Origin of the sequence: Microcystis sp. LE19-10.1B (assembly GCF_027530565.1) — a bacterium.
Classification (GTDB): Bacteria; Cyanobacteriota; Cyanobacteriia; order Cyanobacteriales; family Microcystaceae; genus Microcystis; species Microcystis aeruginosa.
On the sequence record NZ_JAPZQM010000064.1, the window covers coordinates 1 to 14768 of the forward strand.

Here is a 14768-nt window from a genome sequence, read left to right on the forward strand (position 1 = left end):
GTTGTTGATGACGGTGAGCTTCTCTTTGTAATTGTTCCCGCACAGTCAACAGTTTAGATAAACAAGCGAGAATTCCCTCAATCGTGACAGGATTGCGATAGGGTTCCAATAGACAAGGGGTTTGAGCTAATTTGCCCAATAAGCCTAATTCGGGCGGTATTTTGGGGGAAGTCGGTCGAAAATACACATCGATTTCTTGAGTTTCTGCCGTCACATCAAGGCTAGTTTTCACGTCACCGGAAGAAGCAAGAAAAGTTTCGAGGTAATCTTTACTAAATTTATCCCAGAGAAAGCGAGTCAAGGCTGAAGTGATTCAATCAATGATGATAGTTATTGTATCATTTTAAAAGCCTGATTAGGAAAATTGGCAGCATTGCATCTTTAGTTACAGATTTTTCCTAGTTTTTGCGCTAGAACTGAAAGGTTAATCAGCAAAAAACGCGCTCGACGAATGAAACCGCAAATCATCGTCTGTGGATTAGGTCGCACGGGTTATAAAATCTTTTGTTTACTCAAACAACAATCTGCGGCAGTAGTAGCGATTAGCGATCGCCAAATGGTCTGCGAATACCAGTCTGATATTATTATCGGCGATCCCTGCTCTCCTAAAACTCTGCTGCAAGCTGGCCTTCCAGATGCAGAAACCCTAGTTTTGGCCATCGATAACGACGCACTCAATCTAGAAATTCTCACCCGCGCAAGAATAATTAACCCGAAAATTCGGATAGTTAACCGACTATTTAACGAAACTTTAGGAGAAAGACTCGATCAAACCCTCCCTGCTCACGTTAGCATGAGCGTTGCTTCCCTAGCAGCCCCGATCTTTTCCTTTGCTGCCCTTGGTAATAAAGCTATCGGTCAATTACAGCTATTCGATCGCCTTTGGCCAATTCAAGAGATAATTATCGAGGAAAATCATCCTTGGTGGGGATTACCCCTCTACGAGCTTTGGGACGATCCGGCCCGGATGTTAATCTATTATCTCCCCGCTCACGACGAAATCGATCTGGTTTCCGCAGTTCTTTCGGGCAAAAAACTCCAAACTGGCGATCATCTGATTATCGGCAATAAACCGACAATTAAGGCAAAACAGCGTTTTAAACTGCAAAAGTGGCTGAGAAATCTACTCAATCTCCGTCCCTATCAGCACTATGTCCAACCGGTAATTCTTGTCACCCTTTCCCTCTTGGGGATGATTTCCCTTGCTACCGTTACCTATCTCAGCGTTAATCAAAAAATTTCCCTCGTCGATTCCCTCTATTTTTCCGTCGGGATGATTACCGGTGCCGGAGGTAACGAAAAAGTGGCCGAATCTACCCCCGATAGTATCAAAATTTTTACCGTGGTCATGATGATTGTCGGTGCGGGGGTTATCGGTATCTGTTATGCTCTCCTTAACGATTTTATTCTCGGTAGTCGCTTTAAGCAGTTTTGGGATGCTACCCGCATTCCCGTCCGCAATCATCACATTATCTGTGGTTTAGGAGGTATCGGCACCCGGATCGTGCGACAATTGCACGACCAAGGCTGTGAAGTGGTGGTGATTGAATCGGACCCCAATAATAGATTTTTGCATTCCGTGCGCTCCTGGGGAATCCCCGTTATCATCGAGGATGCGCGTCTAGTGGCTACCCTAGAAACCGCTAATATTAACAACGCCGAATCTTTGATCGTGGTTACTTACGAGGATATGATTAATGTGGAGATTGCCCTCACTGCTAAAGCGATCGCTCCTAAAATTAATCTAGTTTTACGCTGCTCTCAGGAACAATTCGGGCGATCGATTCAAGAGGTTTTTGATTTTGATACGGTATTATGTCCCCGGGATCTAGCTACCTATTCCTTCGCTGCGGCCGCTTTGGGCGGTAGAATTCTCGGTAATGGCATGACCGATGATCTCCTCTGGGTTGCTTTGGCTACATTAATCACACCTAATCATCCTTTTATGGGGCAAATTGTCAAGGAAGCGGCGATGAATGCCGATTTTGTGCCACTTTACCTAGAAAAACAGGGTCAAACTATCCACGGTTGGCAATTACTGGAAATCACTCTCGATCAAGGTGATATTCTTTATCTAACTATGCCGGCTATGCGTTTACAACAGGTTTGGCAAAATACTTCCCTAACTATTCCCCAATCTTTCCCCGATTTAAAATGATTTCTGGTCTTAATTATCTGAGCAAAGCTAGTTATCGCTGTATCTTGAGTTTAGGCAGTGCCGGCAGTATTTTAAGTCTCGCTAGTGCCAGCAGCATTTTAAGTCTGGTTAGTATCGGCAGTATGCTCAGTATTGGCAGTGTCGGCAGTATTCTCAGTATTGGCAGTGTTGGCAGTATTCTAAGTGTCGGCAGTGTCGGCAGTATATTTGGCATTTTTCAATATCATTCTCTGCCTAACTATCCAGAGTAGTTCTAATGAACTACTACTCGCCGCTTCTTTGTCGATGGCGGTTTTTTGAGTTTAAACTGTGGGGCGATCGCTTTTTATGTAAACAAAATAGAAAGGTTATTAATCGGATTAAGGGATTTATGAGGCTGCGGCAAAACTAACACGACGATAAATTTCTAGCAAGGGAAGTTCAACGTTTAAACTCTCCAGAGGGATTATTTGACTAAGTTGATCGTAGGTTTGCAATTGCCAGCGATCGCTCTGTGCGAGTCTAAAATATTGCTCAATGTAGGGTTCAGTTTGGCTAACGAGCAGGTATTCACAAAAACTTGGCAGGGAACGATATTTTCTAAATTTATCACCTCGATCCTCTGCTTCCGTGGCGGGGGAAAGCACCTCTACAATAAATAAAGGATTAAGAATTTCATCTTTGCGATCGCCGTTAAATTCCGGTTCATGGTTAACAACCATGAGATCGGTATAGGTTCCACAATGATATTCAGGAATCCACAACCGCAGATCGCTGTTATACAGACGAAAATCCCTATCTCTCAATAAAAATCCCAAAAAAACCGAGATATTGATCGCAATTGCGCTGTGGGTTGCGGTTCCTCCAGGCATAAGAATCATTTCTCCATGGCAATATTCATAACGTTCCTGAGAAGTTTCAGCGATCGCCCGATATGCTTCCAAAGTGACAGGGGTTTTGGTGACTGTCGCAATAGTTGGTTTTTCTTGAGCGATAATCATCTTTGTCTTTCTCCGATATTCTAAGTGGCTGGTTATAATTAAATTAATAATGGATTTTAGGTTCGATCCCCCCTGCCCCCCTTGATAAGGGGGGTGCCGATAGGCGGGGGGATCCCCCTTAATAAGGGGGGCATCTGATAATTTTTAACGCCTACCCACTTATTAATTAATTTTATGGTTATTTTTTAGGGATTGTGGGGAAGCGATCGCTTTTTATCAAAATAGAATAGAAAGAGCGATCGCAGTTTTTCTGAGGTGAGAGAGAAAAATTTTTTAAGAGCGAACTATCGTTAATTTGATTGTATGTATTATAATTGAGTCGTTAAATTTAACCAAAATACTATACTGTCCTCATCGAGGTTATTGTTTATGAAATCAGAGTATGATCTCGCTAATATGAAAAGTCGTCCTAATCCTTTTGCTCAACAACTCAAGCGGCAGGTCACTTTACCTTTAAGGATTGATGTCATTGATTTCTTTGAAAAAAAAGCAAAAGAAAAAGGAATTTCTTATCAGGAACTAATTGATTTATATCTTCAGGATTGTGTGACAAACGACCGAGAAATTTCTTTTTAGCGATCGCTTTTTATCAAAATAGAATAGAAAGAGCGATCGCATTGTGAGCATCAGTTAATAAAACAATAAAGTTCGGGGTCAGGTATTCAGGTTTGCTAATTGTTCCTGAATATTAGCTTGAGTAGAGAGTTTTTCAGATTTTTCCCATAGAGCGTTAAAGATACTTTTATCTGTCTCGACAACTCTTGTTTGATAGGAAATATAACCTGATTCTGTTTGACCATTCATAGTTCTTCTCGCTGTAAAAGAATTTCTGGGAACAGATAAGTTTTCACTAATCAATAGGTTAGTATCATCCCAACGATAGCCTTCAATATCTTTGGCTTTTTCCTGACAAATCCAAGCAACTTCTATGCGAGAGTTAAGTTGTTCCTGAATCACCTGTAAATGCTTTGGAGTCGGAACTTCAGGAAGAATAAAAACTCGTTGAATAGAAATCCCTCTTTTGATTAGTTCTTGGTTAACTTCCCAGAATTTTTGACCAAGGGGATTATCCCACCAGATGCAATCTGTCATGGAGTGAATAGCCAAGATTCGAGATTGACTTTTAGGATCAATGTGTTTGAGTAGTTGAGCAACCTTTTCTAAACGGGATTCGCCGCTAATTTCAATGTTAATTTCAGGCATAATTGTGTTAGTCAAAATTGTGCCATCAAGGAGGGTTAGATTATTTTCATCTAATTTAACATCGGTCAAGTTAGCTCCCGTTAAATTAGCTTTGCTCAAATTGGCATGACTTAAATCGGCTCCTGTTAAATCAGCATTAGTTAAATTAACCCCCGAAAGATTAGCCTTACTGAAGTTACATCCCATCAATTTTGCATCGGAAAGATTGGCCTCACCATCCATTAAATTGACTTGGCTGAAATTCAGTCCATGAAAATCTCGTCGGCCAATTTTGTACAAATATGTCAATTCTTTTGTGCTATGAATATCGGGGTGATATTCATCGGGTGCATAAACGGCAATCATCGCTTTGACGTAGGCGAAAAAATAAGCCTTGAGAATATTTTCATGGGTGTGGATGGTAATAACTTCTTTACCATCATACTCGACCGCCACCTTGACAGTTACGTCTCCTTGTTGACCTTTTTTTAAGTTGGCCAAATAGACAGATTTAAGGTCATGTTTAATTTCAACTAAATGAGCTATAGCCTCATTAAAAGCAGTAAAAAGTGCATCTACTGAACCTTTTTTAAAGGCTGATTCAGTGTAACGCTCTTGGGTTTTTGTATTACATAGGATAACTGTCGCAGCAGTTAAATTGTTATTAGCACAAAGAATTTCAAAGTTCTCAATTTTCCAGCCTTGAAAAAGCAAAAGATTATCTTCAAAGAATAAGTTGTGTTGAGGCTCGTTTTCTAAAAGCTGATTGAGTTTTACTTTTTCATTTTCCATTGCCGCTTTACCGAGATTTTTGAGAGTTCTTTCGATAGATGCTGGCGAGGTATCTTCCCCTAAAAACTGTAAGAATAGGGAAGGAGAACCCACAAAAGGATACCCACTGGCAATGAATTCTCGATCTCTGATGGTGATAATACTTTCTAGGCTATACTTTCTGGCAATCTCAACTTGAATTGCCGTTTTTAAGTTAACGTTAGGATATTTTTCTAGGTCAATGTCTTTCAAGTTAACTTGACCGACGTTAATCTTACTCAGAAGTTCAATGATCAAACGATTGGCATATTCTTGAGATTTCAGATTTTTGATATTATGCCAAATTTTGATTAATCCCATTTCCCCAATGTAAGGATTAATTTTTCCCTCTAAAACAAGTCCCATAACCCTAGTAGCTTCCCTGTTAAGAGTCGTCTGATTTCGTAATAAAAACTCTTCAATCAGATCAGCATCAATTAAGACTTTTGGAGCTTGATAAGTATTTTCTTGGGATTGAAATATTGCTAGATTTTTGAGAAAAAAGTCAATATCTACATCAGAGTGAGCAGCAATTTTGTCCGAAATTTTATGCAAACTAAGCTTAATTTCGTATTTAAAAAAATCGTCAGAACCTACATCATTGCCCAAATCTAAAAGCGTTTTTATTACTTGAAGCTCAGAGATTTGAGTTGCTTGAGATTCAGGATAGTATTGTCCTATTTTTCTGATAATCCCCGCCCGGCGATCTCTATCCTTTTCATTTTTTAGTTGAGCTAACAATACCAATACATCACTTGTGTCAAGATGGGGACTGGCCAATTTTGTTACGTCCAATAAGTTTTCAGTTTTCATTTGAAATTAATCTCCTCAAAAATGGGCTAGTTTTCAGTGTTCTGATTCTGTACTAATTTTGTCTGAGGCAGATCGTTCTAATTCCGAATTCTCTACGTATCTGCTTGTCAAAATATCGTTAATGACGCAATAACCTTTCTTGAAAAGAATCCTTCTTAGGGAAGTAATTCCCACCCGCTCATCTAACTCAAGGTAATCCTTAAGATGGGATCCTAGATTTTTGTTGAAATCCGCGTTTAGATTTTTTTGGCTATGATTGAACATTTCAGCCAAATCATCGGCGGAATAAAGCCCTGTAGCCGCCCGATAAAATATCTCCTTATATTTATCAGATAAGGGTTCGATTTCTTTCAATAAAGCTTCTAGCTTGGGTATATCCAAACCACAGTTTCTTGCCTGCTTTTGGGCATCGCATAGTGATGGGGGAGTTGTTCGTTCCATAGTACTCTCCTTGGGTTAGATGCGACCCTCGTTGGGTTGGAGGGACTTTCGATCGATCTTAAGGTAGTCAACATAGCTGTATTTGTAGTCACCGATACTTTTTCAAAGTGTATTGCAATAATAACCGTAAAGTTATATTGCTTCTGCGATAGTCCCATAAAACCAAAAGAGAAATCAACCAATAATTATTGCCCAAATCCTCCCTTATATCGCCAATTCTCGACAGGGAATTCTATCCTCCAGAATCATCGTAGCCATTTCATAGGTAAAAATCTCTAAGTGTCCCCATTCAGGAGCTTTAAAAAAAATTTTTTCGCCCACCTCAACGACTCGCTCCCGCCTTTGTCCTATCAAGTCAAAGTTATTTTTGAGAATAGCTGTTTTTTCTGTGCTGTTTACATATACACAGTTGATAATTGCTTGATTAACAGTTGCATTCGACATACCATTCCGCTCCATTTCTGCAATACGGGATGAACCTTATGTATGTAAGATAATCCAAAATTCTGGAATTGAAAACCAATAATTATTGCAAAGTTAAACCAACAATTATTGCAAAGTTAAACCAACAATTATTGAATCTTTAAACTAATAATTATTGCAAGGTCAAGCCAATAATTGTTACAAATTTAAAGCCTAAAAAAGTATCAAAGTTACAACTTTTATTGGGTGACATAGAATAACGTTGCTTGATATAAAAGAGGTGTATAATTTCACAAATGTTATGAAAACTAACGACAAATTTAATCTCAAAAAGAATCTGGGGTTACTCTTGATTCTAGCCGGACTCTCTGTACCGCTATATGCAGGATGGCTGCCAGAAGCAATTAATCCGATAACGATTGCCCATCTGTACGTTAATGTAGGGTTAAAGTTAATGCACAGCGAAAAAAAAGTAGACTAAATAATGGTTAACATAGACAAGGGGCTTAAGTCCCTTGTTATCAATAGGTGACAGTTTAAATCTCAAATAGAATTGCTATATGTATGGTAGGCAATGCCCACCATCTGTTATTATGAGGGGTAGATAGGGTCTTCCTAAAAACTAATCAAGGATTCAAAATACGTTCGCGGTGGTAGGGTTGCTTAAAAATGTTAGAATCTATACAAAAAACACAATCTCCTTTAGCTTTAGCCCCTGCGTTGGAGGCTGCCATTAAACGAGGCGAAGAAGCGAAGAAGCGGTTCCTATCCAAGCAAGGCGGAACCTTAACCAGCGCTGAGATTTGTAGTGTTTTAGCCTGTAGTTCTTTGGAATTAGAAACTATGAGGCTCAATCATCAGATCTTAGGTTTATCTGTCAACGAAGAATTAGTTTATCCTGCTTGGCAATTTATTGATGGCAAAGTTTTGTCAGGTTTAGACCAAGTGTTAGCCGTCCTAAAAGAAGATGGTGCTTGGACACAAATGCTCTTTCTGCTTACGGGTGATATTCGTTTAGAGGGAGCAACCCCGCTAGAAAAACTCCAAAAGGGAGAAATCGAGCCAGTGGTTTTGGCCGCTAAGTGTTACGGGAGTCATAGCGCGGCGTAATGGGTTTGCCTCCTTTTCCCCTCCCACCAGACGATTTTAGTCAGCGTCAATTGCCCGTCATTGAAACCCCAGGCCCCTGGCTAAGATTAAATAAAACCGGACACCTTTCTAGTCTTCATTTTGACCGCAGTGGTAGCGGTCGTTTCGATGGGCCAAATCAGGGCTATGGGCTTCTCTATGTGGGTGATGAGTACAGTACCTTTATTGAATGTTTTGGACGAACATTTGACGGAGCCGTAACCGTTACAGCCCTAAGAAATAGAAATCTTTTTAGAATTAGAAGCGATCGCACTTTAGTGTTGGCCGACTTAACGGGGCCGGCCCTTGTTCGCATAGGAATAGATGCCCGCATTTCTTCTGGTGATTATGAATATTGTCGGACTTGGGGGCAGGCAATTTGGGAACATCCCCAAGGAGTAGATGGGATTAGATACCGTTCTCGTCATGATGATAGTGTCTATTCCGTTGGGCTTTTTGATCGGGTTAGAAACCATTTGCAAGAAGACAACTTAGGTAATTTATACGATGATAATTCATCCTGTTTAGGTGAAATTTTGGAGCATTATGATTATGCTCTTATTCAAGAATAAGTATCTTTTTGCAATAGGTGCATCTCATTTTTGTCAATCTACCAATTGGGATTTTTACGGGGAAACTCTCTTTTAAAATCGGGCATTACTTCCGATTTTATCACTCAATCCAAGCCTTTGGGGGGTTCTACCCCCCAAACCCCCCGTTGGGGTCGTGGCGCCGCCCCCACACCCCCCGCGCATTAGCTTTTCGGTGGGATGCTTACAGGCAGCTGCTGATACATTTGTCATCATTTAAGAGTCACTAATAATTGCTGATTGTCGGTATTTCTGCTAATGTCAGATGCACCCACAGTATGTGTTAAGTGAGCAGTATTAAATAGCACTTGCCTACTGTCTTTTCACTGTTTACTGATTACTGATTACTGATCACTTCTCACTTTCAATCTGCTTGTCAGCCGGTCAGCTGCCCTTGGCTTTCTTAATTAACAACAGACTGCCCCCAAGTATGGCGAAAGCAGTAACCATATTGGGTTCAGAAACTTTGGTGGCAAAGGAAGCATTGTCAATACTAAAACTATCGACATCTGTTGTATTATTGGCAAAGATAACAGAACTAAATTCTGCTGTCCCGATAATACCGAGAAACCCATTCTCTCCACCAATTGTAGGATTGATAGAAATAGTTTGGTCTCCTGTGCCATCGAAATTGCCAGTAAGAGTTAACTCATCAATGCGGGAAAAGTCAGCACCAAAAGCCAACACGGTAGCAGGAAACTGCCAGGTTATGGTATCAGAAGCACCCGCAAGTGTACCGGAAGCATTATCGTAAACACCAGGATTGACGATGCTGACACTGTTGTTATTAAACGAATTAGGCAGTGTGGGAGGAGCGGAATTAGTGGAAACAATCCCTGAATCTAGGGTAATTGACTGTGCCGAAGAAATAGTATTGCTAAAGGTATCAATGGTAATCTTGTACGAGGGGTTAGTGGCGAGTGCCGCTTCCCAGGCAGTCCGATTTGTATAAATGGTATAAGCACTAACAGAAGACACGCTACTTAACAGTAGAGTTACTGTCCCTGTGGCGAAAGCTAAAGAATTAAGGGCATTGAGCTTCACTAGGTTATTTCCTCTCATTAAAGGTGAATAAAAACCAGAGTATCAGAGCAGGTACGAAAAATCCTCTCATCTTTGTAAGGAATAATTACAACCCACCTTCCGCACTTCTTAACATTCAATTGATAATTTTTACTAATACATTGCTTACAACCCTTTGCCAGTAAAGATTGTAGCTACAAGGATCGATTTTCATCAAGGTGAAGAATTGTAATTTGTTTTCTCAGAAAAAATCAATTATTGAAAATGTTCTCAATAGTAGTTTCTACAATGAAGCTTTTTCGTCAAAACATCTTGGGGAATGTAAAAATATATAAAGGTATATGAAGATGTGCGGAATGTCGGATTTAATTCCACCCACCCACTTAACTAGGGTCTGCTGAAAAAGTTTTTCCTAGGGGCAGGGTGTAGGGTGTAGGGTGTGGGGTGTGGGGTTTTACCGATTTTGAGGGGGTCAATTACCTAATTTTCAGGGAAAAAGTACCTGAATTTTACCCCGATCACTGCCATATCTGGTACTTTTGGATTTCAAAAAAGGCTAAAAGTCTTATCCAGCAAGGTTTTTAGATTTATTCAGCAGACCCTAACTAGAAGCTAATAATTGATTCTCAATCTGTCTAACTACCGTGAGTGCCGAATAGCTGACTCCGGCAGTGCCTTCCCCCGGATGGGTGGAATCTCCCACTAACCAAAGATGGGGGATCGGAGTGCGCGTCGCTACTCCAAAAGGGCCAAAAGTGGACAATCTTTGACCAATACCGCCGACAATGCCCTGATTTCGCCCCGTAAACCGCTCAAAAGTACGAGGTGTAGCTGATTCGATGTGAACGATGTGATCAGGACTAAGATGGAAATAATTACCGAGACGATCGATCGCCTCTTGGGTGTATGCTGCTTTTAATTGCTGATAATTATCTTCTCCTTTTCGCCACCAAAGACTGGTATCGGTGAAGGAAGAAGCAATAATCGTCGCTTTTCCCGCTGGGGCGCGGCCATCCCCTTCTTTACTCACGGAAACAAACAAAGAGTTATTTTCGCCGATTATGCCATCGTAATCGTAGAGGAATTGCAAATGGGGGGGACAATCGGGGGGAATAGCAGCGCGATCGACTCCTAAGTAAACCACAAAAGCGCCAGATGCGGGGGGAAGTTTTTCAATTCTCCGGTGATAAAGACTGGGAATGGCTTCGCGATCGATTAATTGTGGTAAATTTTGGATCGGGATATTAGCCACAATCTCATCGGCCATTTCTGGATATATTTGGCCATTTTTTTGATTTATGACGATAATTCCGGTGGCTTTTCCCTTTTCTGTCAGTATTTTTTCCACTGTGTGACGCATTTGCAATTTACCGCCGTATTTTTCCAAAGCTGCTACTAGGCGATCGCTTAATACCTGCATACTACCCTGAAGGTGGGATAAACCTTGGGGAGACTGAGAAACTGCTAAAGCGGTGGCGGCATAAAGTAAAGCGGTTTCATCGGCAGTAACTTGGGAATAAAGCTTTAACTGGAGATCAAGGAAGGTTTTTAGGCGTTTATCCCTCTCTAAGCCGTATAATCGCAGAGCATCGCCCACAGTCATCAAAGTAAAGGGAAAGGTAATGGCAGTATCTACACGCAAAGCGGCGATTAATTGCCCTAAATCCCACCAGTTGCGCGGGGGTAAAACTGGATCGCGACTTTGAAAACGCCAACTTGCTTGAAAGAGTTTTTGTAATAATTGCCAAAAAGGTTCGCTGCCCGGAAATTGTTTTTGTCTTTCCTCTTGCCACTTTTGCGGATCGCGCCAGACGTTAATCGCAGTGGTTTCCCCCGGCAGAAAAACGGCACAAGCGGGATCGCAGGGGACAGAATCGGGTAAATCTATCCCTAATTCGGCAAAAATGCGCTGATGAATGCCCCCTACTTCTAATCCTGCCACTTGAGTTGCCCCCACATCAAAAGTAAAACCCCGACGGGAAAAAGTCGAGGCACAACCTCCGGGGACAAGCGCCTGATCATATACTGTGACTTGATAACCTCGACGCGCCAATAATGCCGCCGCCGTTAGTCCGCCAATCCCTGCACCAATAACGGTAATTCGCGTCATTTTCTTAATAATTAGGGTTTGCTGAAAAAGTTTGTTGGTGGGGTTAGGAGTCAGGAGTCAGGAGGCAGGAGATAGGAGTCAGGAGTCAGGAGTCAGGAGTCAGGAGTCAGGAGTTAGGAGTCAGGATTCAGGAGATTATTTTTATTTATTCTTCCCACACCCTACACCCCACACCCCACACCCTACACCCTACACCCCACACCCTACACCCTACACCCTACACCCCACACCCATCTGCCAGGGACTCTTAACAGTTTACCCGCGCCCCTAGGGTATCTAAAGCTAAAATTTTCACCTCAGAGTTAATCCCCACTTGCTGCCAAGCATTTTTCATCTCTGTTGCTGTTTTTTGGGCATTGTCGGGGTTAGTTAAAGCCAATAGGGTGGGACCCGCGCCACTAATTACCATCCCGTAAGCACCCGCGTTAATGGCGGCTTTTTTCACCTTTTCGTAACCCGGGATCAAAGATTGGCGATAGGGTTGATGCAGTTTATCCTCTAGGGCAATTCTCAGCCAATCGCCGTTACCCGTCTCCAATCCCCGCAATAATAAACCCAAGCGGGAAATATTGAAAATTGCCTCCTGACGGCTAATTTTTTCCGGTAAAACCGCCCTAGCTTTTTCCGTAGCCAGTTCAAAATCGGGAATCGCTAGGACGGGAATGAGATTTTTTTGCCAAAATACTTGACAAATAGCCCAATTTGTGCTATCTCCTGCCGATAGCTGACAGTTGCCCCGCAAAGCCGGCACCACATTATCCGGATGGCCCTCCAATGCGATCGCTAATGCGGCGATTTCCCCCATAGATAAAGGATTTCCGGCGCATTGATTAGCAGCCACTAACCCACCGACAATAGCAGTGGCAGAACTACCTAAACCTCTAGCCAGAGGAACCCCTAAACCGATCTCGATGGCGATAGGGGGCGGATTCTGTCCTATTTTTTGATAAACTTGCAAAAAAGAAGTGTAGATTAAATTATCAGCACCTTGGCTAACTTTAGCTGATTCAGTTCCCTTGACAATAATTCTGACAGGGTTAGCTGTTGTTGCTGGCAGCAGGGTAAAAGTAAACTGATTATATAAGGTTAAGGCCGCTCCGAGACAATCGAAGCCGGGCCCAATATTAGCAGTGGTAGCGGGAACTGTAACCGTAAAAGTTGTCATCGTTAAGCTTTTGCCTGAACATAGCGGCGATTTACCTCCTCCCAGTTAACCACATTCCACCACTGTTTTAAATACTCAGCCCGTTGATTACGATATTTTAAGTAATAGGCGTGTTCCCAGACATCATTGCCCATAATTGGCTGTAATCCCTTCCTTAGGGGGCTATCTTGGTTAGCAGTGCTGATAATTTCTAGTTGTCCTGACTTATTTAAAACCAACCATGTCCAACCACTACCAAAAAGTTTAGGGTGGTGATTCGGTAGTAGTGATGGCGGCTTAATCCTTTGCTTTGCTTTGCTGTGCTGTGCATTGTAGTCATGGATAAAATACCAAAGGGTTCCCCAACGTGATTCTCCATTTTTTTAGAGAAAGATAGACTCTCTCTCACCAGCCGAGAAATCCTTTGTCGAAAGGTATTATTTAATCTTTCAATATGATTAGTTTGACCAGTTTCTTTTCCGACCGGTCGATGACGTTTACTGGGAATTACTGTCTTATATGACTCCCAAAAGTCTGTGTAAGCAACCGCGCATTGTCGGTAAACACCGGGTAAACTGGCCCCAAAGTTTTTTGGCTGATTGACGACTCCTATCTCCGCGCATAGCAACCAATAATTTCCCTTGTCTTTCTATCAATTAACCGCCAAATATAAACCTTTATCGTCTTAGAAAAAACCCAAGACCACATCTCATCACATTCTCTAACCAATTTACCTTTTGGTTTGTCCGAAACCTTTATTTGACGGGGGACAGCCGCCAGTTTATTGTTGACATAGTTTTGTAACCATGACCAACTTACTCCTGTTACTCTAGCAATTCCTCGTCAGGAAATTCGTTCGAGTAAGAGTTGATCAATTAATTGTTTGGTTTGGTCAGAGACGGTTTTATTAGTGGGATTGATCACAAACTGACGACCACATTCTTTACCTTGACGTTTGGGTTTTCCCTTAGGAATAGAACCATTCTTGATCCTATGGTGAGAACCACAACGCTTGACAGGGGAATAGAGGTGAAGGGGGTACTTTGTTCGGTGCTAGACTGATATTTGAGTAAGCCAGACAGGAGCCAGAAAAAGATATTTATCAGAAAAGTCATGATCAAGCTAGAGGTTTAAAGACTGATCGGGTTCCAATTATTTTTATTCATAAATATTTTACACAATTCATACCAGGTAAGCAAGAGGGCTACGCCACTACTACCAAATCATTACCAATTCTCTTTGATAGCTTCTAGTTTAATTTTTTGAGTTTCCGTTAAATCTTCTTCATTTTTTAACAGACTATATTTACTTCGCTTTAAAACTTCTAGTTTTGCTTCTTTTTCCGCTTTCTGTTTTTTATTTTTCTGCGCTTCTACGGCTCTTTTTTCTGCTCTTCTCTGTTCGTCTAACTCTTGATTAATTTGTTTCATTACATGGAATATATCGGCGACTACCTCGGCCGATGGCATCAATTCTTTCACCAGATTTTTATAGGACAACCAAAGATCTATACTGACTTCTTCAATTTGCTCTAACACCTCTTTTCCGCAGCCTGTAAGCGTTTTCCTCAATTCCTCTTGTGTTCGCTTCTCTAGAATAGCTATTAGTTTTCCCGTATCTAAATTTACTAAAACCGCACAGTAATTTTTTTGCCCTTTGACTAGAGCGATTTCATCAATTCCTAGTCTTTTTAATTCCGATAGGTCTGGCTCTGTAATTTCTTCGGCGATGTCCTCTATCATTCTTTGAATCTCTTCTTCCGTTACGTCATTTCTTCGGCTAACATTTAAAATATCTCCTGCTTTTAATTGTTCGAGTATATTCTCGGCTAGTCTTTTCGTATAGGTTCGTTTCTTGGCGACAAAATCTAACTCTTCACTAAAGGGTTTTCGACAATTATCGCACTTAAATTGACGACGATTAACCTGTAGGTACACTGGTTGTCCTGAGATTGGTAAATCTTTGA

General features: G+C 41.4%; 14 protein-coding genes and 4 pseudogenes. 7 read left to right on the forward strand and 11 right to left on the reverse strand.

Annotated features, from left to right (window positions below; translation table 11 throughout):
* Positions 1-301 (reverse strand): annotated as a pseudogene (locus O9332_RS02320) (DUF4351 domain-containing protein); the annotation flags it as partial.
* Positions 302-451: 150 nt separating this feature from the next.
* Between O9332_RS02320 and O9332_RS02325 the strand changes: the two are divergent.
* Both O9332_RS02325 and O9332_RS02330 read left to right on the forward strand, forming a co-directional pair.
* Positions 452-2158 carry a potassium channel family protein gene (locus tag O9332_RS02325; RefSeq protein WP_012266375.1) on the forward strand — a complete coding sequence of 569 codons (1707 nt, stop codon included), beginning with the start codon at positions 452-454 and terminating at the stop codon, positions 2156-2158.
* Positions 2155-2409, forward strand: coding sequence for a hypothetical protein (locus O9332_RS02330; protein WP_002750132.1), 255 nt, complete (start codon positions 2155-2157; stop codon positions 2407-2409). The genes O9332_RS02325 and O9332_RS02330 overlap by 4 nt, the downstream gene beginning before the upstream one ends.
* A 117-nt stretch (positions 2410-2526) precedes the next feature.
* On the opposite strand, the gene O9332_RS02335 is transcribed toward O9332_RS02330, so the two are convergent.
* On the reverse strand, positions 2527-3138 hold the full coding sequence (locus O9332_RS02335) for a Uma2 family endonuclease (RefSeq protein WP_288023481.1): 612 nt from the start codon (positions 3136-3138) through the stop codon (positions 2527-2529).
* Between the two features lie 369 nt (positions 3139-3507).
* Between O9332_RS02335 and O9332_RS02340 the strand changes: the two genes are divergently transcribed.
* Positions 3508-3714 carry a UPF0223 family protein gene (locus O9332_RS02340; protein WP_002740011.1) on the forward strand — a complete coding sequence of 69 codons (207 nt, stop codon included), beginning with the start codon at positions 3508-3510 and terminating at the stop codon, positions 3712-3714.
* A 78-nt stretch (positions 3715-3792) separates the two neighbouring features.
* On the opposite strand, the gene O9332_RS02345 is transcribed toward O9332_RS02340, so the two are convergent.
* The 3 genes from O9332_RS02345 to O9332_RS02355 form a co-directional block, all read right to left on the reverse strand.
* Positions 3793-5943 (reverse strand): pentapeptide repeat-containing protein, encoded by a 2151-nt coding sequence (locus tag O9332_RS02345; protein ID WP_288023483.1) that lies wholly within the window; start codon positions 5941-5943, stop codon positions 3793-3795.
* Positions 5944-5976: 33 nt separating this feature from the next.
* Entirely contained in the window at positions 5977-6384 is a 408-nt protein-coding gene (locus O9332_RS02350) for a hypothetical protein (protein WP_288023484.1), read from the reverse strand.
* A 204-nt stretch (positions 6385-6588) separates the two neighbouring features.
* On the reverse strand, positions 6589-6828 hold the full coding sequence (locus O9332_RS02355) for a DUF1830 domain-containing protein (RefSeq protein ID WP_045362431.1): 240 nt from the start codon (positions 6826-6828) through the stop codon (positions 6589-6591).
* A gap of 280 nt (positions 6829-7108) precedes the next feature.
* Between O9332_RS02355 and O9332_RS02360 the strand changes: the two genes are divergently transcribed.
* The 3 genes from O9332_RS02360 (at position 7109) to O9332_RS02370 (ending at position 8507) form a co-directional block, all read left to right on the forward strand.
* On the forward strand, positions 7109-7288 hold the full coding sequence (locus O9332_RS02360) for a hypothetical protein (RefSeq protein ID WP_288023485.1): 180 nt from the start codon (positions 7109-7111) through the stop codon (positions 7286-7288).
* Positions 7289-7476: 188 nt separating this feature from the next.
* The gene (locus O9332_RS02365; RefSeq protein WP_288023487.1) at positions 7477-7917 is read left to right on the forward strand and encodes a hypothetical protein; all 441 of its coding nucleotides are present in this window, start codon (positions 7477-7479) and stop codon (positions 7915-7917) included.
* A complete protein-coding gene (locus O9332_RS02370) occupies positions 7917-8507 on the forward strand; it encodes an RES family NAD+ phosphorylase (RefSeq protein ID WP_012266366.1) in 591 nt (196 codons plus the stop codon). The genes O9332_RS02365 and O9332_RS02370 overlap by 1 nt, the downstream gene beginning before the upstream one ends.
* Positions 8508-8909: 402 nt before the next feature.
* On the opposite strand, the gene O9332_RS02375 is transcribed toward O9332_RS02370, so the two are convergent.
* Together O9332_RS02375 and crtD are read right to left on the reverse strand one after the other, a co-directional pair.
* Positions 8910-9587: a hypothetical protein gene (locus O9332_RS02375; protein WP_002759891.1), complete on the reverse strand. Its 678-nt coding sequence runs from the start codon at positions 9585-9587 to the stop codon at positions 8910-8912.
* A 562-nt stretch (positions 9588-10149) separates the two neighbouring features.
* Positions 10150-11658, reverse strand: a complete 1509-nt coding sequence (gene crtD, locus O9332_RS02380) for a C-3',4' desaturase CrtD (protein ID WP_288023489.1) — start codon at positions 11656-11658, stop codon at positions 10150-10152.
* A gap of 34 nt (positions 11659-11692) precedes the next feature.
* Between crtD and O9332_RS02385 the strand changes: the two genes are divergently transcribed.
* Positions 11693-11929 (forward strand): hypothetical protein, encoded by a 237-nt coding sequence (locus O9332_RS02385; RefSeq protein WP_502846633.1) that lies wholly within the window; start codon positions 11693-11695, stop codon positions 11927-11929.
* Here the strand turns inward: O9332_RS02385 and thrB are convergent.
* From thrB to O9332_RS02405, 4 genes and pseudogenes are all read right to left on the reverse strand, one after another.
* Entirely contained in the window at positions 11906-12823 is a 918-nt protein-coding gene (gene thrB, locus O9332_RS02390; protein ID WP_288023491.1) for a homoserine kinase, read from the reverse strand. The genes O9332_RS02385 and thrB overlap by 24 nt on opposite strands.
* A 2-nt stretch (positions 12824-12825) precedes the next feature.
* A pseudogene (locus O9332_RS02395) lies at positions 12826-13068 on the reverse strand (superoxide dismutase); the annotation flags it as partial.
* Between the two features lie 60 nt (positions 13069-13128).
* A pseudogene (locus tag O9332_RS02400) lies at positions 13129-13792 on the reverse strand (IS1 family transposase); the annotation flags it as partial.
* 239 nt (positions 13793-14031) lie between these two features.
* Positions 14032-14768: pseudogene (locus O9332_RS02405) on the reverse strand (ISL3 family transposase); the annotation flags it as partial.